The following is an 18,316-nucleotide window of genomic DNA, read 5'->3' on the forward strand; positions in this document are numbered from 1 at the left end:
CCTCGCCCCCGCCCGCGCCCACGCCCGCCGCGAACCCCTCTCCCGAGGAGCCCCCGCTCAAGCCGCTGTCGGACCGCGAGCGCGAAATCCTCCAGCTCATCGCCAAGGGCGTCTCCAACAGCGAGGCCGCCCGGCTCCTCACCCTGAGCAAGGCCACCATCCGCACCCACCTGGAGCACATCTACCGGAAGCTGGAGGTGACCAACCGCGTCGAGGCCGTCACCGAGGGCATCCGCAAGGGCCTCATTTCGGTGTGACGCGAGTTTTCCAAACAGGCTCTAAAAACCGACATTCCGGGTTTTGTCCTACTTAAGCCGCAACTCACGGACATGAGCGCCGATAACCCTCTTGTACGAAGCCTTCCGCCTTCGGCGAGAGAGAAAGAGGCCCTCCATGCTCCAGGTCGGTACGCGCGGTTCGGATGTGACGCGGCTGCAGAAGACCCTGGCCAAGGCCGGTTACAACCCGGGCACGGCGGACGGAATCTTCGGTGCGAAGACGAAGGCGGCGGTGGCGGCGTACCAGCGCAAGCACGGGCTGGAGGCGGACGGAATCGTGGGCAACAACACGGGCCGCTCCCTCTTCAACTCGCGCAACCAGGACATGTGGGACGGCAAGCCGGACGGCGCCAAGGGCCCCGGCACTGTCCCCGGCAACTTCCCGGTGAACGGCTCCAACCGCCAGAAGCTCGACTTCGCGTCGAACCTGGCCCGGCAGATGGGGCTGACCATCACCTCGACGACGGGCGGCACGCACACGCCGGGCTCGTACCACTACAAGGGCCGCGCCATCGACGTGGCGGGCAGCCCGGCGAAGATGGCCGAGTACTACACGCGCCTGGCGGGCACGAAGCCCACCGAGATGTTCTATGACCCGAAGGGCGGCATCAAGAACGGCTCGCCCATTGGCGCCATCGGTGGCCACGGAGACCACGTGCACGTCGCATACTGAGTCCCCGCCACACGCATGACACGCCGGGCCCGGTGGGAGCACGACTCCCGACCGGGCCTTCGTGCGTCAGGGCTTCGCCGCGGCCGCGGCCTCCACGACCAGGTCGGCATAGCGGTTGGCCGGGTCCTCTGGCTGCGTGCCGTCGCGGAAGAAGAACGTGTGCTCGTCCCACGCGTCCGGCCGCGCGTCGTTGGCGAACATCCACAGCGCGCCGGCGCCCACGGCGGACTTGCGCATGCACTCCAGCCAGCCGCGATACAGCGCGCGGCGCTGGGACAAGTCCAGGGCGCCTTCGTTGCGCAGGCCCAGCTCGCCCACGAACAGCGGCTTGCCCAGCCCCCGGGCGATGGCCGCGTGCTCGCGAATCCACCGCGCTCCCGCCTCGGCCATGTCCGCGTCGTCCAGGCCCCACGACTCTGGATAGAAGTGCACCGACGCGAAGTCGATGTACGGCGACGCGGTGTTGCGCGTGAAGCTGGAGCCCGGCGTGCGCAGCATCGTCGTGCCCGCGCGAGCCCAGAAGGCGCCGTCATAACCCTCCGAGGTCGGCTCGAAACCTTCCTCGCCCGTGCCCACCTGGTGGCCCGGCGCGCGGGACTTCACCTCGCGCGCCACCTCATCCACCCACGCCCGCATGCGCGCGCCCTCCGCGTCCAGGCCCCGGCCGCGCGGCTCGTTGAGCAGCTCCCACGCGAGCACCGCCGGATGGTCGCCATAGCGGATGCCATCCTCCGTGTTCACCCGCTCCAACATCCGCGCGATGTGCTCCTTGTAGAGCGCCACGACGACGGGCTCGGTGAAGAAGCGCGGGTCGCCCTGGATGGGAGACGGCAGCCCCGCCCACGTCACGTACTGGCGCGTACCGCCGTAGGCATCCCAGTAGTTGCCGAGCGTGAGCACCAGCCTGACACCATGCACGCGCGCGCGGGCGAGCACCCGGTCCAGCCCTCGCAGGGCGACCTCGTCGTACTGGAGAGGACCCACCTGGATGGTGCTGTCGCCCACCTTCTCCGGCGCTTCGTTGTGGCCATTGGTCCGCAGCGCCACGACGCCGAGCGCCGCCGCCTTGGCCAGCACCTCCTCGAGGACAGGCGACTCGGACAGGCCGCGGCGCACGTCGCGCGCGGCCTCCTCCTGGAGGAAATAGGAGTTGAGCACCATGCTGCCCACCGGCAGGCGCTCCAGGCGCAGGGGCTCGGCGCTCCCACAGTCGGCCGCCGTGGCTTCCAGCATGACGGGCTCTCCCTCACCACACGCGCACACCAAGAGGACGGGCGCGAGACAGGGACTCCAGCGCGGCGAGAACATGGAGCGCATGGTAACGGATGGGCTAGGTTGATGCCCGACATGGAGCTCCGACTCGAAGGCGTGTCCAAGACGTATCCCAATGGAACGAGGGCGTTGCACGACGTCACCCTCACCATTCCGCGCGGCATGTTCGGACTGCTCGGCCCCAACGGTGCCGGAAAGTCGACGCTCATGCGCAGCATCGCCACGCTGCAGGACGTTGACGGCGGGACGATGACGTTCGACGGCATCGACGTGCGCCGCGACAAGGACAAGCTGCGCGACGTGCTGGGCTTCCTGCCCCAGGACTTCGGCGTGTACCCCAAGGTGACGGCCTGGGACATGTTGGACCACCTGGCGCAGCTCAAGGGCCTGTCACAGCGCGGCCCGCGCCATGACGCCGTGAAGGCGCTGCTCACCAAGACGAACCTCTGGGAGCACCGGGACAGGCGCCTCGGCGGCTTCTCCGGCGGCATGAAGCAGCGCTTCGGCATCGCCCAGGCGCTGCTGGGAGACCCCAAGCTGCTCATCGTCGACGAGCCCACCGCGGGCCTGGACCCGGCCGAGCGCTTCCGCTTCCACAACCTGCTGGCGGAGATCAGCGCGGACGTCGTGGTGCTCCTGTCCACGCACATCGTCTCGGACGTGGCGGACCTCTGCCAGAACATGGCCATCCTCGCCCAGGGCAACGTCGTCACGAGCGGTCACCCGCTCCGGCTGGTGGACGCGCTGCAGGGGCGCGTGTGGAAGCGCTTCGTCACGAAGCAGGAGGAGCTGGACGCGCTGACGAAGGAGCTGGAGGTCATCGCCGTCAGGCGCGTGGCGGGCCAGCGGCTGGTGCACGTCCACGCGGAGAGCGCACCGGCGGGCTTCGAGCCGGCGACTCCCGACCTGGAGGACGTCTACTTCCACGCGCTGTCACGCGCGTCGAAGAAGGCGTGAGCGAGGACCCATGTTCAGCGCTCTCGTGACTTTCGAATTGCGGCGCCGGGTCAAGATGCTCTCGACCTGGATCTACGCCGCCGTGCTGGCGGGCGCCGGCCTGCTGATGATGCTGGCCACGGGCGGAGTCTTCCGCAGCGTCTCCGCCAGCTCCGGCTCCGAGCGCGTGCTGGCCAACAGCCCTCACACGCTCTTCGCCTTCATCACCATCATCGCCCTCTTCGGCCTCTTCATGGTCGCGGCCATCTTCGGCCAGGCCGCGCACCAGGACTTCGGCCACGGCACGTGGATGCTCATCTTCACGAAGAACGTGAAGAAGGCGCCGTACCTGCTCGGCCGCTTCCTGGGCGCGTACCTCTTCAGCGCCAGCCTGATGCTGGCCATCGTCCCCGGCCTGCTCGTGGGCGCGGGCGTCGTGTGGCTGGTCGATTCGACGCAGTTGGGGCCACACCAGACGCTCGCGTACATCTGGCCCTACCTGGTCGGCGTGTGGCCCACGCTGTTCTTCGCGGGGACGGTGTTCTTCTCGCTGGCCGCGCTCACGCGCCGCATGGCCCCGGTGTACGTGGGCATGGTGGTGCTGGTGCTGGGTTACCTGGTCATCAGCTCCGCCATGTCGGACGTGTCCAACCAGGACCTCGGCTCGGTGTTGGACCCGTTCGGGTTCACCAGCATCGAGAACACGACGCGGTACTGGACGCCCGCGGAGCGCAACCGGGACCTGATTCCGTTCGCCGGCCTGCTGCTCGTCAACCGGCTCTTGTGGAGCGCCGTGGCCGCCCTGCTGCTGGGCCTCACCGTGGCGCGCTTCCGGACCACCGTGGAGGAGCACAGCGGCGCGCGCCCCGCGGCGAAGGAGGAGACGCCCTCTGCTCCCGTGGCCATCCCCACCACGCGGGCCGAGCCCACGTTCGGCAGTTGGGTGCGCACGGCGCTGTCCTCCTCGTGGCTGGCGTTCCGCGACGTGCTTCGCTCGCCGGTGTACTGGTCCTTCGTCGTCGCGGGCCTGGCCTTCGTGACGATTGCGTCGCTCATCTCCAAGCAGCTCTTCGGCACCGCCACCCTGCCCGTGACGTGGCAGGCGCTGGAGACGACCACGTCCGCCTTCCATCCCTTCGTGCTCATCACCCTGACGTTCTACGCGGGCGAGCTGGTGTGGAAGGAGCGGGACGCGGGCCTGGGCGACATCGTCGACGCGACGCGGGCCCCGACGTGGGTCGGCTACTCCGCGAAGTTCGGGGCGCTGCTGATGGTGGTGCTGTCGCTCAAGGCCGTCGTCGCGCTCGCGACGGTCATCTCCCAGGTGAGCCGGGGCTTCTTCGACATCGAGTGGTGGCTGTACTTCACGGAGATCCTCCTGCTGGACTTCACGCACAACATCCTCCTGTGCGTGCTGGCCTTCTTCGCGCAGGTGCTCATCCACCAGAAGTACGTCGCGTACCTGGTGATGGTGCTGTACTTCGCCTCGCAGGCCGCGCTGGGGCTCTTGGGCATCGAGGAGCCGCTGGTGCGCTATGGCGCGGAGCCCTCGGCGCCGTACTCGGACCTGAACGGCTATGGCCACTTCCTGGCGGCTGTCGCCTGGCACCGCCTGTACTGGTACGGCCTGGCCACGCTCATGGTGGCCGTGGGCGCGCTCATCGTCGTCCGGGGACGCGGGACGGCCTGGAAGGAGCGGCTCGTGGAAGCGCGGGCCCGCCGCACCCGGGCCTGGACGGTGACCGCCACTGTCGCGTCGCTCGTGTTCGTGGGGACCGGCGCGTTCATCACCTACAACACGCGCTTCCTCAATCCGTACGTCACCGCGAAGGACACCGAGCGCGCGCTGGCCCGCTACGAGAAGGACTACAGGTCCTTCGCCGCCCTGCCCCACCCGCGCGTCACCGCGGTGGACGTCACCTTCCACATCCACCCGGAAGAGCGACGCCTGGAGACCCTGGGCACCTACCGCGTGCGCAACAAGACGGACCAGCCCATCTCCCAGGTGCTGATGGAGCTGCCTCGCGACGCTCGCGTGCGCAAGCTGTCCCTCGCGGGTGTGGACACTCCGACGAAGCGCGACGAGTCGCTCGGCCTGTTCGTCTTCGAGCTGCCCACGCCGCTGGCTCCTGGCGCCGAGACGGACCTGGTGTTCGACCTGGAGTACGCGCCGCGCGGCCTGAAGCATGGCTCCACGCGCACGGACATCGTCGAGAACGGCACGTTCTTCAACAGCGGCAACCTCCCCACGCTGGGCTACCAGGAGGACGCGGAGCTGGTGGAGGACGGTGACCGCAAGGAGTACGGCCTGGCGCCCAAGGAGCGCATGCCGGACCGGGATGACCCGAAGGCCAAGGCCAACAACTACATCACCTCGGACTCGGACTTCGTCAGCTTCCAGGCCACGGTGAGCACCTCGGCGGATCAGATCGCCCTCGCGCCCGGCTACCTGGAGAAGGAGTGGACCGAGGGGGGCCGTCGCTTCTTCCGCTACAAGATGGACCAGCCCATCCTCAAGTTCTACTCGGTGCTGTCCGCGCGCTACGCGGTGGCGCGGGACACGTGGAAGAACGTGGCGCTGGAGATCTACCACCACCCCAAGCACACCTATAACCTCGACAGGATGATGCGGGGGATGAAGGAGACGCTGGACTACTGCACCGAGAACTTCGGGCCGTACCAGCACCGTCAGGCCCGCATCCTGGAGTTCCCCCGCTACGGGGCCTTCGCCCAGTCCTTCCCCAACACGATTCCGTACTCGGAATCCATCGGCTTCATCGCCCGCGTACGGGACGGCGCCGCTGATGACGTGGACTACCCGTACTACGTCACCGCGCACGAGATTGCCCACCAGTGGTGGGCGCACCAGGTGGTGGGCGCGCGCGCGCAGGGCGCCACCATGACGTCGGAGACGATGTCCCAGTACACCGCTCTGATGGTGATGAAGCACCGCTTCGGCGCGACGAAGATGAAGCGCTTCCTCAAGTTCGAGCTGGACGGCTACCTCATGGGCCGCGCGCTGGAGCGCAAGAAGGAAGTGCCGCTGTCCCGCGTGGAGAACCAGCAGTACATCCACTACCAGAAGGGCAGCCTCGCCATGTACGCGCTGCAGGACTTCATCGGCGAGGAGCGCGTCAACCGCGCCATGAAGCGCTACGTGGAGAAGGTCCGCTTCCAGGGGCCGCCGTACACGGGCTCCACGGAGCTGCTCGGCTTCCTGCGCGAGGAGACGCCGCCGGAGTATCAGTACCTCCTGGAGGACCTCTTCGAGACCATCACCCTCTACGACAACCGCGCGGTGTCCGCGACGATGCGGCAGAACGCCCAGGGCACCTGGGACGTCACGCTCAAGGTGCTCGCGAAGAAGTTCCGCAGCGACGACACGGGCAACCAGACTGAGCTGGAGTTCTCCGACTGGATGGACGTGGGCGCGCTCGACAGCAACGGCGAGGCGCTGTTCCTGGAGAAGCGCAAGGTGGGCAAGGGGGAATCGGAGATCACCTTCACCGTGCCGGTGCAGCCAGCCGAGGTCGGCGTGGATCCCCTCAACAAGCTCATCGACCGCCAGTCACAGGACAACGTGACGGAGCCCAAGGTGGCCGGGGCGCTCGCGATGGGGAGCCCCACCCAGCCCTGAGCAACACGTCTGACGAGGGCTTCACCAGCGAATGCGCAGGTCGAAGCCCTCGTTCTCATACCGCTCGACGTTCACCGTGACGCTCAAGGCGCCCGCCTGCTTGAGGGCGCCCTCGCACGTGCCAGCGGCGGCCTCCGCGGGGAACGGGTACCCGCGGAACTTCACCCGATACTCGTGGGGCGCCAGCAGCTGGGTCTGGATGTCCACCGGATCGAACACCGAGCTGAAGCTGAGCGCCACGCGCTTCATCGCCCGCTCCGGGCCGGCCACCTTGAGGGCCATGCCCACCACCCGGCCCACCAGCGTTTCGAAGTACTGCCGGAGCAAGTCCCGTCCCAGTTCCCGCTGCGCCTGCTGCGACGGGAGTGCCCCGTACGTCGTGCGCAGCACCAGCCCCTGGCAGGCGATGAACACGGCGCTGGGGTAGCTGGCCCGGGGCTTGTCCACGTCGTAGCCGGCGGCGAGGAACTCCGCGCGCATGGCCGCGTCGGGATTCGCGCAGCGGACCAGCGACTCGAACAACGTGGACTGGACTTTGACCTCGGTCGGCATGTGGGACGACACCCTAGGGGAGCTGCGTCATCCGGTCATGACGCGGTGAACCAAGACGGGACGCCGGACGCCCCACCCTCGTCTGATAGCAGCAAGGCCCCGCACCCTCGGCGCCCGCGGGCGGGACTACGCGTCCACCCGCTCCTGGACCTCGAAGCGCCCCGCCGTGACGACGTGCTTGTCCTCCACCACGAGCTTCGCGGCGCGCAGCGTCCCTCGGACCTCCAGTGCGTAGTCGTTGTACTGAGCCTGGACGTGCGTGGCCTCCAGGTTGCCTCCGATGATGACCGGGCCCTGGGACTTGAGCGTCTCGCAGGTGAAGTCTCCACCGACGAAGAGCGAGCGGCCCTGGAGGTTGTCGACGGGGCCTCTCACCGTCAGGTGGCCTGTCACCATCAGCGAGTTCACCGGCAGCTTGCCGTCGACCTCCAGGTTGCCGTGGTGGATGTAGCTCGACTTGGAGACCTTCTTCACCTTCTTGTCCTTGGGCGCTTCCGCGACGGCCGCCTGGATGAGCCCGATGCCCGCGAAGACGAGGTCCGGGTTCATCGCGGCCTGCTCCTCGATGCCCTCGAAGAACGCGTCGAGGGAGACGCAGTGTGCCTCCACGAAGACCGCGTCCATGATGCGGCGGAGCTTCTGCCACGAAGCGGCGCTCACGCCCGGCGGCGCGGCGCCTTCGAGATACCGGAGGACCTTCTCTTCCGACAGGCCCTTGGGCTTCTTGGGCGGAGGTGGGCGCTGGGACTTCGTCGGCAGCAGCAGCTCCACCAGCAGGGCCGGAACCTTTCGGCTGTGTCGCGAGGTCCGGGCCGCGCCCAGCACGCTCTGACCTCCTGGCGTCAGGCCGCGAGGGTCCGCGCCCTGCTCGATGAGGAAGCGAACCACGCGGTCCGCGCCAAACTCCGCCGCGCGGTGCAGCGGCGTGTCGTAGTGGTATGGCGCGAGGAGGTCGGCGCCGTACTCCTTCAAGAGCAGGAGGAGCTCCACGTTGTTCTGGGTGACGGCGAGCAGCACCGGCGTGTGGTGGTTCTGGTCGACGAAGTCCAGGCTCACGCCCCCAGCGAGGAGCTGACGGAGCTTGCCGAGCGTCACCTCGTTCTCCCCGCGCTCCTTGGCCAGGCGCTCATCGAAGCTGTCCGCTTCGTAGATCTGGACATGGTCCTCGAGGTGTCTATGGCTCTGGACTTGTCGAATGAGCCTGGTCAGTTCGTACTGCTGTTCCGTCATGGTGCGAGGCCTCGGAGCTTCGCGAATCCATCGCGTGACCCGAGCGCGAATGCAACCCCTGACACGGCTCGCGCCTCAGTCCGCGCGCGTTCCACCCAGCGAGGGCAGTTGCCGTCGGAGGAACTCTCCTGGAGGGCCTCCGGTGAATTGCCGGAAGTCGCGGATGAGGTGGGCCTGGTCGAAATAGCCCTGCTCCAACGCGAGACGGGCCCAGCTCGCCGCCACGCCGGACTTCAACACCTGGATGACGCGGTCGAAGCGGATGAGTCGCGCGAGCAGCTTGGGCGTCAGGCCCAGCTCCTGACCACAGCGCGCGATGACGTGCTTCTGGCTGAAGCCCAGCTCCCGGGCCAGCTCGCCAATCTCCACCTGACCACCGCTGGCGCGCAGCCGCTGCCACGTCCAGGTGATGACGGGCGATACCTCGCGAGCCGCGAGGATGCGGGAGAGGAGGAGCTGATCCACCAGCGCGAAGCGGGCCTCCCAGGACGGCGCCTCCACGAGCCGCTCCGTCAACAGCGGCCCCTCCGCGCCGAGCACCGACTCCAGTCCGACGACCTGCCGCGCGAGGTGATGCAAGGGCATGCCGAAGAACAGCCGCGCCCCCACGGGCGTGAAGTTCACCTGCATGCCGTTCATCGCCCCGGACGTCTCGGTGATGGAGTACCCGTCATCCAGCCCCGCGACGAAGCCAACCGGATGTCGTCCGAGGGGGCGCCCCGTTCGCGGGTCGACGATGCGCAGCGGCGGACCGAAGTCGATGATGAGCACGACTTGTGGTGCGGGGAGCTCGCGACGACGCACCGGGCCAGGAGTGGACTCGTGATAGCCGCAGTAGTTGTGGACGTACTCGCGCAGTCGGGCGTCGGGCGGGCCGTCCACCAGCTCCCAACCGCCCTGCTCGGAGGCCTGCCGGACCACTCGAGCATGAGGGCTTTGCGTGGTCATGCGGCACCCTCCGAAGACACGCCTTGTTGACGCCTTAGCATGGCCACCGGCGCCAATAAGGGACTTCAGGCGCCTGCCAACAAGGACCGGGCTCACCTCGCCATTGCCGCGGCCCGTTTTTGCGCCTATGGGACGGGAACGGCCCGTCCCACGGTGCCACTCCCCTGCGAGGACACAGCATGTCGCAAGTGCCTCTTCACATCGCCACCGAGTTCCCGGCTCGCTCGCTCGAAGAGTGGCGCCGACTCGTGGACAAGGACTTGAAGGGAAAGCCCTTCACGTCGCTTCAGTCGCCGCTGGATGGCGGGCTGACGCTCCAGCCCCTCTACGCTTCCCAGGACGCCGCGCCGCCGCCCCCGGGCGTCGCGCCGTACGTGCGAGGCACTCACGCCCTGGGCCATACCGAGGGTGGATGGCTGGTGTGCCAGGAGTACGCCGAGCCCGACCTCGCCGTCGCCGCCGAGGCCATCCGCAACGACCTGGAGCGCGGCACGCTGGCCGTCTGGCTGTGCCTGGGCCCCGCTCGCGGCATCCCGGTGAAGGACGAGGCCACGATGGAGCGGCTCTTGTCCTCCGTGCTCCTGGACCGCACTCCCGTGCACCTGGAGTCCGAGTCGGCGCCCGTCTCCATGGCATCCCTGCTGCTGGGCGTCGCCACGAAGGCCGGTGTTTCGCACAAGGCGCTGAGCGGCTCGCTGGGCATCGACCCGCTGGGCATCCTCGCTCGCACCGGCGCGCTGCCGGGTGGAGTCGACGGGACGTTCACCGAAGCCGCGCCGCTCGTCATTTCACTGAGCGGGCGCGCGCCGGAGCTGCGCGCGCTGCTCGTCTCGACGCGGGCGTATTCGGACGCGGGCGCCACGTCGGTGCATGAGCTGGCGTGGGCCATCGCCACGGGCGTCGAGTACCTGCGCGGGATGGAGCGCGCGGGCGTGTCGCCGGAGGTCGCGGCGCGCTCGGTGCAGTTCGCGCTGTCGGTCGGCGGACAGTTCTTCCCTGAGATTGCGAAGCTGCGCGCCGCGCGGCTGCTCTGGGCCAAGGTCGTCGCCGCGTCAGGCGGATCTCCCGAGGCGCAGGCCATGCGGCTGCACGCGCGCACCGCGAGCGCCACGAAGACGCAGCGCGACCCGTGGGTGAACATCCTGCGCGGCACGGCCGAGTCCTTCGCCGCCATCGTCGCGGGCGCGGACAGCGTCAGCACGTCGCCCTTCGACGAGCCGCTGGGTGCCCCCGATGAGGGCGCGCGCAGGCTGGCGCGCAACACGCAGCTCATCCTGCGCGACGAGTCCAGCCTCAACCGCGTCGCGGACCCGGCGGGTGGCAGCTACTACCTGGAGCAGCTCACCACTGAAATCGCGCGCGCGGCCTGGACGGAGCTGCAGCGAATCGAGGGACTGGGCGGCATGGAGAAGGCGCTGGTCCAGGGCGACATCGCCCGCGTGCTCACGGAGACGCGCGCGGCGCGGGACAAGGCCGTGCGCACGCGCAAGCAGCCCATCGTCGGCGTCAGTGAGTTCCCCTTCCTGGGGGAGACGCCCGTGAAGCGCGAGGCTCGCAAGGCCTCCGGCGTCGAGGCGAGCGCGGAGGCGGGCAAGAGCGTGGCCCTCAAGCCCTCTCGCATCTCGGAGCCCTTCGAGCTGCTGCGCGACGCGAGTGATCGCACGCTCGCGGCGAAGGGACAGCGCCCCGCCGCGTTCCTCGCGAGCCTGGGCGCGGTGGCGGAGCACACGACGCGGTCCATGTGGGTCGTCAACGCGCTGGCCGCGGGAGGCATCGAGTCGCGAGAGAAGCACGGCTTCGCCGACCCGGCCGCCGCCGTGGCAGCCTTCGTCGAGTCCGGCGCGGCCCTCGCGGTCATCTCCGGACCGGACGCGATGTATCCGGAGTGGGTGCCCGCGCTGACCAGCCAGCTCAAGGCCAGGGGCGCACGAGTGGTCGCCGTGGCGGGCCGCCCTGGTGACAACGAGGCCGCGTTCCGCGCGGCCGGTGTGGACCTCTTCATCTACGCGGGAGCGGACCTGTTCTCGCTCCTGTCCTCGCTGCAGACGCAGCTCGGAGTGGCCTGATGCGCACCCACGTCCCGAACTTCTCCGGCATCGACTTCGACGCTCCCGAGACGCAGGCGGCCACGCCCGCGCTCGACAAGCAAGGCAGCCAGGCCGCCACCAGCCGGCGAGACGCCGAACGCTGGGACACGCCCGAGGGCATCCCCGTCAAGCCCGTGTACACGCGCGAGGACCTGGCGGACGTCGAGCACCTGGGCTCGCTGCCGGGCCTGCCGCCCTTCGTGCGCGGCCCCTACTCCACCATGTACGTGCAGCAGCCGTGGACGGTGCGCCAGTACGCGGGCTTCTCCACCGCCGAGGCGTCCAACGCCTTCTACCGACGCAACCTCGCGGCCGGTCAGAAGGGCCTGTCCATCGCGTTCGACCTCGCGACGCACCGGGGCTACGACAGTGACCATCCTCGCGTCGCGGGCGACGTGGGCATGGCGGGCGTGGCCATCGACTCCATCAAGGACATGCGCATCCTGTTCGACCGCATCCCGCTCGACCAGATGAGCGTGTCGATGACGATGAACGGCGCGGTGCTGCCCATCCTCGCGCTCTACGTGGTGGCGGCCGAGGAACAGGGCGTCAAGCCCGAGCAGCTCAGCGGGACCATCCAGAACGACATCCTCAAGGAGTTCATGGTCCGCAACACGTACATCTACCCGCCGGGCCCGTCGATGCGCATCATCGGCGACATCTTCCGCTTCACCGCCGAGAAGATGCCGCGCTTCAACAGCATCAGCATCAGCGGCTACCACATGCAGGAGGCGGGAGCGACGCAGGACCTGGAGCTGGGCTACACGCTCGCGGACGGCGTCGAGTACGTGCGCGCGGGCCTCGCCGCGGGCCTCGGAGTGGATGCCTTCGCGCCCCGGCTGTCGTTCTTCTGGGCCATCGGCATGAACTTCTTCATGGAGGTGGCGAAGATGCGGGCGGCCCGGATGATCTGGGCCAAGCTCATCAAGGGCTTCAACCCCAAGAGCGACAAGAGCCTGGCGCTGCGCACCCACTCGCAGACCTCCGGCTGGAGCCTCACCGCGCAGGACGTCTACAACAACGTGGTGCGCACCTGCGTCGAGGCCATGGCCGCCACCCAGGGCCACACGCAGAGCCTGCACACCAACTCGCTCGACGAAGCCATCGCGCTGCCCACCGACTTCAGCGCGCGCATCGCCCGCAACACCCAGCTCTACCTCCAGCTCGAGAGCGGGACGACGCGCGTCATCGACCCGTGGGGCGGCAGCTACTACGTGGAGCGGCTCACCCACGAGCTGGCGCAGAAGGCCTGGGGCCACATCCAGGAGGTCGAAGCGCTGGGTGGCATGACGAAGGCGATTGAAGCCGGCCTGCCCAAGCTGCGCATCGAGGAGGCGGCGGCCCGCACGCAGGCGCGCATCGACTCCGGCCGTCAGGCCATCATCGGCGTGAACAAGTACCCGCCCGAGCGTCCGGACACCATCGAGATCCTCAAGGTGGACAACTCCGCGGTGCGCGAGGCGCAGATCGCCCGGCTCAAGGAGCTGCGCGCGGAGCGCAACGCGGAGGAGGTGCGGCGACGGCTGGACGCGCTGACGGAGGCGGGCCGACGCAACGAGGGAAATCTGCTGGCGCTGGCCATCGACGCGGCTCGGGCGAAGGCCACGGTGGGGGAAATCAGCGACTCGCTCGAGAAGGTCTTCGGGCGCTACGAGGCCACGGTGCGAAGCGTGTCCGGCGTGTATTCGAGCGAGGCAGGCAAGGACTCCCAGGGCATCATCCAGGCGCGCGCCGCGGCGGACACGTTCCTCGCGCGGTTCGGCCGTCGGCCCCGCATCCTCATCGCGAAGATGGGGCAGGACGGGCATGACCGGGGACAGAAGGTCATCGCCACGGCCTTCGCGGACCTGGGCTTCGACGTGGACATCGGCCCGCTGTTCCAGACGCCCGAGGAGTCCGCGCGCCAGGCCGTGGAGAACGACGTCCATGTGGTGGGCGCCAGCTCCCTGGCCGCGGGCCACCTCACGCTGGTGCCGCAGCTCAAGCGCGCCCTGGCCGACCTGGGCCGCGAGGACATCATGGTCGTCGTCGGTGGCGTCATCCCGGCGCAGGACTACGACGAGCTGCGCGCCGCGGGCGCCGCCGCCATCTTCGGCCCTGGCACCGTCATCTCGAAGGCCGCGGTGGAGCTGCTGGAGAAGCTCTCGGCGGCGCAGGAGGAGGAGGCGTGAAGCTGCTGACGGCGGAGGCCTATGTGGACGGCGTCCGCTCGGGCGACCGGGCCGTGCTGGCTCGCGCCATCACCCTGGTGGAGAGCGGTCACCCGCGCCATCAGTCGCTCGCCCAGGAGGTGCTCACGCGCCTGCTTCCTCACACGGGGGGCAGCAAACGCGTGGGCATCAGTGGCGTGCCCGGCGTGGGCAAGAGCACGTTCATCGACGCGCTGGGCATGCACCTGGTGGGCGCGGGGCACCGCGTCGCCGTGCTCGCCATCGACCCGTCGAGCAGCATCTCCGGTGGCAGCATCCTCGGCGACAAGACGCGCATGGCCCGGCTGTCGCGCGAGACGGCCGCCTATATCCGCCCCAGTCCCTCCAGCGGCACCCTGGGCGGAGTGGCCCGCAAGACGCGCGAGACGCTGCTCCTGTGCGAGGCCGCGGGCTTCGACGTGGTGCTGGTGGAGACCGTCGGCGTGGGCCAGTCGGAGACGGTGGTCGCCGACATGGTGGACTTCTATCTGGTGCTGATGCTCGCGGGCGCGGGCGATGAGCTCCAGGGCATCAAGCGCGGCATCCTCGAAGTGGCGGACATGCTCGCCATCAACAAGGCGGACGGGGACAACAAGCCCCGGGCCGAGCGCGCCCGCGCCGAGTACCGCGCCGCACTGCACCTGATGCGCCCGGGCAACGAGCCCGTGGTGACGACGTGCAGCGCGATGGAGGGCACGGGCATCGATGCGCTCTGGACCTCGCTGGAGGCACAGCTGGCGAAGCGTGTGGCTTCAGGAGCGATGGAGCAGCGTCGGCACGCGCAGCAGGTGGGCTGGATGTGGTCCATGGTGCAGGACGGCCTGCGGGCGGCCCTGCATGCGAACCCCACGGTGGCCGCCCTGGTGCCCCAGTTGGAGAACGATGTGCGCGAGGGCCGCGCCACGGCGACGTCCGCCGCACTGCGCGTCCTGGGGGCATTCCTGCCAGAATCGAGGGCTTGACAGTCCGCGTCGAGCCTCGGCGGGCCCCGCTTCAATCGCTTGCCCGACATCCACCGCGCTCCTACTGTACGCGGCGTGCGAAACGTTCAGTTGACCCCGGTTCCCGGGCCCTACAAGCCGCGATTCCACGTGCGAATCGTGACGGCCGCCTCCCTGTTCGACGGGCATGACGCGGCCATCAATGTCATGCGCCGGCTGATGCAGTCCTCGGGCGCCGAAATCATCCACCTGGGACACAACCGCTCGGTCTCCGAGATTGTCGACTGCGCCATCCAGGAGGACGTCCAGGGCATCGCCATCACCTCCTACCAGGGAGGCCACGTCGAGTTCTTCAAGTACATGATCGACCTGCTGAAGCAGCGCGGGGCGAACATCAAGGTCTTCGGCGGAGGTGGCGGCACCATCCTCCCCACGGAAATCGATGAACTGCATGCCTACGGCGTGACGCGCATCTACTCCCCGGACGACGGCCGCTCCATGGGCCTGCAGGGGATGATCGACCACCTCATCCAGGAGTGTGACTTCGAGAAGCGCCCCGCGGACTACGGGCCCGCCGTCGCGGCCATGCCGGTGCGCGACTCGATGAAGATCGCCTCGCTCATCACCATCGCGGAGAACTTCGCGAGCGCGGGAGATGCGCTGCGCGACGCGATGACAAAGCTGAGCGCGAAGCAGCCGCGCGTGCCCGTGCTGGGCATCACCGGCACCGGTGGCGCAGGCAAGTCCAGCCTCGTGGACGAGCTGGTGCGCCGCTTCCTCACGGACTTCCCGGACAAGACGCTGGCGGTGCTCTCCGTGGACCCGTCGAAGCGCAAGTCGGGCGGCGCGCTCCTGGGCGACCGCATCCGGATGAACGCCATCGACAACCCGCGCGTGTACATGCGCTCCATGGCGACGCGGCAGAGCAACCTCGCGCTGTCCAAGCACGTGGGTGACTCCATCGAGGTGTGCAAGGCCGCGGGCTTCGACCTCATCGTGGTGGAGACCTCCGGCATCGGTCAGTCCGACACGGAGATCATCGAGCACTCGGACGTGTCGCTGTACGTGATGACGGCCGAGTACGGCGCGGCGACGCAGCTCGAGAAGATCGACATGCTCGACTTCGCGGACGTCATCGCCATCAACAAGTTCGACAAGCGCGGCTCGCTGGACGCGCTGCGCGACGTGCGCAAGCAGTGGAAGCGCAACCACAACGCGTTCACCACGGCGGATGACTCGGTGCCCGTGTACGGCACCATCGCCTCGCAGTTCAATGACCCGGGGATGAACCAGCTCTACCGGGCCATCGTCGACACGGTGGTCCGCAAGACGGGCGCTCCGCTCCAGTCGCACCAGGAGGCGACGCCGGGCATGAGCGAGAAGAAGTGGATCATCCCGCCCGAGCGCACCCGTTACCTCGCCGAGATTGTCGAGACGTGCGAGGCGTACGACAAGTTCGCGCGCTCGCAGGCGGCGGTGGCCCGGCGGATGTATCAGCTCCACGGCACCATCGAGGCGCTGCGGCAGAACGTCGGCAAGAAGCGCCTGGAGATCGTCGAGCCCAAGGACACCTCCGACGTGGTGCACGTCACCGAGCGCGTCGAGGGCGAGCCCGCGTACCTGAGCGAGCTGGTGGAGCTCTACAAGGACCTGGAGTCCCGCCTGGACCCCGACTGCCGTCGGCTGCTGACGGAGTGGCCCGCGACGAAGCGGCGCTACGCGGCGTCCAAGTACCAGTACCAGGTGCGCGACAAGGTCATCGAGCTGGACCTGTTCACCGAGTCGCTGTCGCACCTGCGCATCCCGAAGATCGCCCTGCCCCGCTACGAGGACTGGGGCGACATCCTCATCTGGCTGTTGAGGGAGAACGCGCCGGGCGCGTACCCGTTCACCTCCGGCGTCTTCCCACTCAAGCGCGAGGGCGAGGACCCGGCGCGCATGTTCGCGGGTGAAGGTGGCCCGGAGCGCACCAACAAGCGATTCCACTACGTGTCTCGTGGGCTCCCCGCGAAGCGCCTGTCCACGGCGTTCGACTCCGTCACGCTGTACGGTGAGGACCCGGACCACCGGCCGGACATCTACGGCAAGGTGGGCAACTCCGGCGTGTCCATCGCCAACGTGGACGACGCGAAGAAGCTCTATTCGGGCTTCGACCTGGCGGACCCCGCGACGTCGGTGTCGATGACCATCAACGGCCCCGCGCCGATGCTGCTCGGGTTCTTCCTGAACGCGGCGGTGGACCAGCAGTGCGAGAAGTGGATTCGCGCCAACAACAAGGTCGACGAGGTCGAACAGAAGATCGATGCGCTCTACCAGGAGCGTGGCGTGCCCCGGCCCCGGTACCAGGGCGACCTGCCGCAGGGGAGTGACGGACTGGGCCTGCTGCTGCTCGGCGTCTCGGGTGACGAGGTGCTGCCTCGTGACGTCTACGAGAAGATCCGCGCGGCGACGCTCCAGCAGGTGCGTGGCACGGTGCAGGCGGACATCCTGAAGGAGGACCAGGCGCAGAACACCTGCATCTTCTCCACGGAGTTCGCGCTGCGGGTGATGGGCGACATCCAGCAGTACTTCACCGACAAGAAGGTGAGGAACTTCTACTCGGTGTCCATCTCCGGCTACCACATCGCGGAGGCAGGGGCGAACCCCATCTCCCAGCTCGCCTTCACGCTGGCCAACGGCTTCACCTTCGTCGAGTACTACCTGTCGCGCGGGATGCACATCGACGACTTCGCGCCCAACCTCTCGTTCTTCTTCTCGAACGGAATGGACCCGGAGTACGCGGTGCTGGGCCGCGTGGCGCGCCGCATCTGGGCCAAGGCCATCCGCGACAAGTACGGCGGCAATGACCGCTCGCAGAAGCTGAAGTACCACATCCAGACGTCGGGCCGTTCCCTGCACGCGCAGGAGATTGCCTTCAACGACATCCGGACCACGCTCCAGGCGTTGCTGGCGCTCAACGACAACTGCAACTCGTTGCACACCAACGCGTACGACGAGGCCATCACCACGCCCACGGAGGAGAGCGTGCGGCGCGCGCTCGCCATCCAGCTCATCATCAACAAGGAGTTCGGGCTCTCCAAGAACGAGAACCCCAACCAGGGCGCGTTCATCATCGATGAGCTGACGGACCTGGTGGAGGCGGCGGTGCTCACGGAGTTCCGCGCCATCTCCGAGCGCGGCGGCGTGCTGGGCGCGATGGAGCGCATGTACCAGCGGTCCAAGATTCAAGAGGAGTCGCTGTACTACGAGATGCAGAAGCACGACGGGACGCTTCCCATCATCGGGGTGAACACGTTCCTGGACCCGAAGGGCTCTCCGACGGTGACGCCGCCTGAAGTGATTCGCGCGACGAAGGAGGAGAAGGACTACTCCATCACCGCGCGGGACGCCTTCTGGAAGCGCAACGCGGCCACGGCTCCGGCGGCGCTGGAGGCCGTGAAGCAGGCGGCGCTCGACAATGGCAACATCTTCTCCGCGCTGATGGACGCCTGTAAGGTCTGCACCCTTGGCCAGCTCTCCCGCGCACTGTACGAGGTGGGCGGGCAGTACCGGCGGAACATGTAGTGTCACCGG

General features: G+C 68.3%; 12 protein-coding genes. 8 read left to right on the plus strand and 4 right to left on the minus strand.

From position 1 onward, the window contains the following. Both HUW62_RS07450 and HUW62_RS07455 read left to right on the plus strand, forming a co-directional pair. A partial coding sequence (locus tag HUW62_RS07450) for a response regulator transcription factor (RefSeq protein ID WP_176434004.1) occupies positions 1–257 on the plus strand: 257 nt, incomplete at its 5' end. A 136-nt stretch (positions 258–393) separates the two neighbouring features. Beyond that, entirely contained in the window at positions 394–951 is a 558-nt protein-coding gene (locus tag HUW62_RS07455) for a peptidoglycan-binding protein (RefSeq protein ID WP_176434005.1), read from the plus strand. Positions 952–1,017: 66 nt separating this feature from the next. On the opposite strand, the gene HUW62_RS07460 is transcribed toward HUW62_RS07455, so the two are convergent. Continuing rightward, positions 1,018–2,184 carry a cellulase family glycosylhydrolase gene (locus tag HUW62_RS07460; RefSeq protein ID WP_255203300.1) on the minus strand — a complete coding sequence of 389 codons (1,167 nt, stop codon included), beginning with the start codon at positions 2,182–2,184 and terminating at the stop codon, positions 1,018–1,020. Positions 2,185–2,298: 114 nt separating this feature from the next. Here HUW62_RS07460 and HUW62_RS07465 point away from each other — a divergent pair, with 114 nt between their 5' ends. Together HUW62_RS07465 and HUW62_RS07470 are read left to right on the plus strand one after the other, a co-directional pair. Beyond that, positions 2,299–3,180: an ABC transporter ATP-binding protein gene (locus HUW62_RS07465; RefSeq protein ID WP_163864672.1), complete on the plus strand. Its 882-nt coding sequence runs from the start codon at positions 2,299–2,301 to the stop codon at positions 3,178–3,180. Between the two features lie 55 nt (positions 3,181–3,235). Next, the gene (locus HUW62_RS07470; protein WP_255203301.1) at positions 3,236–6,796 is read left to right on the plus strand and encodes a M1 family aminopeptidase; all 3,561 of its coding nucleotides are present in this window, start codon (positions 3,236–3,238) and stop codon (positions 6,794–6,796) included. A gap of 21 nt (positions 6,797–6,817) precedes the next feature. Here HUW62_RS07470 and HUW62_RS07475 read toward each other — a convergent pair whose 3' ends face one another. From HUW62_RS07475 to HUW62_RS07485, 3 genes are all read right to left on the minus strand, one after another. Beyond that, on the minus strand, positions 6,818–7,348 hold the full coding sequence (locus HUW62_RS07475; RefSeq protein WP_163864670.1) for a DUF2378 family protein: 531 nt from the start codon (positions 7,346–7,348) through the stop codon (positions 6,818–6,820). A 126-nt stretch (positions 7,349–7,474) separates the two neighbouring features. After that, positions 7,475–8,578, minus strand: coding sequence for an ankyrin repeat domain-containing protein (locus HUW62_RS07480; protein ID WP_176434007.1), 1,104 nt, complete (start codon positions 8,576–8,578; stop codon positions 7,475–7,477). 75 nt (positions 8,579–8,653) lie between these two features. After that, positions 8,654–9,526, minus strand: coding sequence for a helix-turn-helix domain-containing protein (locus HUW62_RS07485; protein WP_176434008.1), 873 nt, complete (start codon positions 9,524–9,526; stop codon positions 8,654–8,656). A 179-nt stretch (positions 9,527–9,705) separates the two neighbouring features. On the opposite strand from HUW62_RS07485, the gene HUW62_RS07490 reads away from it, so the two are divergent. From HUW62_RS07490 to HUW62_RS07505, 4 genes are all read left to right on the plus strand, one after another. Then, the gene (locus HUW62_RS07490; RefSeq protein ID WP_176434009.1) at positions 9,706–11,592 is read left to right on the plus strand and encodes a methylmalonyl-CoA mutase subunit beta; all 1,887 of its coding nucleotides are present in this window, start codon (positions 9,706–9,708) and stop codon (positions 11,590–11,592) included. After that, positions 11,592–13,784 (plus strand): methylmalonyl-CoA mutase, encoded by a 2,193-nt coding sequence (gene scpA / locus HUW62_RS07495; protein WP_176434010.1) that lies wholly within the window; start codon positions 11,592–11,594, stop codon positions 13,782–13,784. The genes HUW62_RS07490 and scpA overlap by 1 nt, the downstream gene beginning before the upstream one ends. Further along, on the plus strand, positions 13,781–14,764 hold the full coding sequence (gene meaB / locus HUW62_RS07500) for a methylmalonyl Co-A mutase-associated GTPase MeaB (protein ID WP_163864665.1): 984 nt from the start codon (positions 13,781–13,783) through the stop codon (positions 14,762–14,764). The genes scpA and meaB overlap by 4 nt, the downstream gene beginning before the upstream one ends. Positions 14,765–14,839: 75 nt before the next feature. Beyond that, on the plus strand, positions 14,840–18,307 hold the full coding sequence (locus HUW62_RS07505) for a methylmalonyl-CoA mutase family protein (RefSeq protein WP_163864664.1): 3,468 nt from the start codon (positions 14,840–14,842) through the stop codon (positions 18,305–18,307). Positions 18,308–18,316: the final 9 nt, after the last annotated feature.

It is taken from the genome of Myxococcus sp. AM011 (genome assembly GCF_013372595.1).
Lineage (GTDB): Bacteria > Myxococcota > Myxococcia > Myxococcales > Myxococcaceae > Myxococcus > Myxococcus eversor.

What these genes read in the sequence shown, in the direction of transcription:
- HUW62_RS07455 (WP_176434005.1), top strand. Translation starts at nt 394, where the DNA reads ATGCTCCAGGTCGGTACGCGCGGTTCGGATGTGACGCGGCTGCAGAAG.
- scpA (WP_176434010.1), top strand. Translation starts at nt 11,592, where the DNA reads ATGCGCACCCACGTCCCGAACTTCTCCGGCATCGACTTCGACGCTCCC.
- HUW62_RS07460 (WP_255203300.1), bottom strand. Translation starts at nt 2,184, where the DNA reads ATGCTGGAAGCCACGGCGGCCGACTGTGGGAGCGCCGAGCCCCTGCGC.
- HUW62_RS07490 (WP_176434009.1), top strand. Translation starts at nt 9,706, where the DNA reads ATGTCGCAAGTGCCTCTTCACATCGCCACCGAGTTCCCGGCTCGCTCG.
- HUW62_RS07465 (WP_163864672.1), top strand. Translation starts at nt 2,299, where the DNA reads ATGGAGCTCCGACTCGAAGGCGTGTCCAAGACGTATCCCAATGGAACG.
- HUW62_RS07475 (WP_163864670.1), bottom strand. Translation starts at nt 7,348, where the DNA reads ATGCCGACCGAGGTCAAAGTCCAGTCCACGTTGTTCGAGTCGCTGGTC.
- HUW62_RS07485 (WP_176434008.1), bottom strand. Translation starts at nt 9,526, where the DNA reads ATGACCACGCAAAGCCCTCATGCTCGAGTGGTCCGGCAGGCCTCCGAG.
- HUW62_RS07480 (WP_176434007.1), bottom strand. Translation starts at nt 8,578, where the DNA reads ATGACGGAACAGCAGTACGAACTGACCAGGCTCATTCGACAAGTCCAG.
- HUW62_RS07470 (WP_255203301.1), top strand. Translation starts at nt 3,236, where the DNA reads ATGCTCTCGACCTGGATCTACGCCGCCGTGCTGGCGGGCGCCGGCCTG.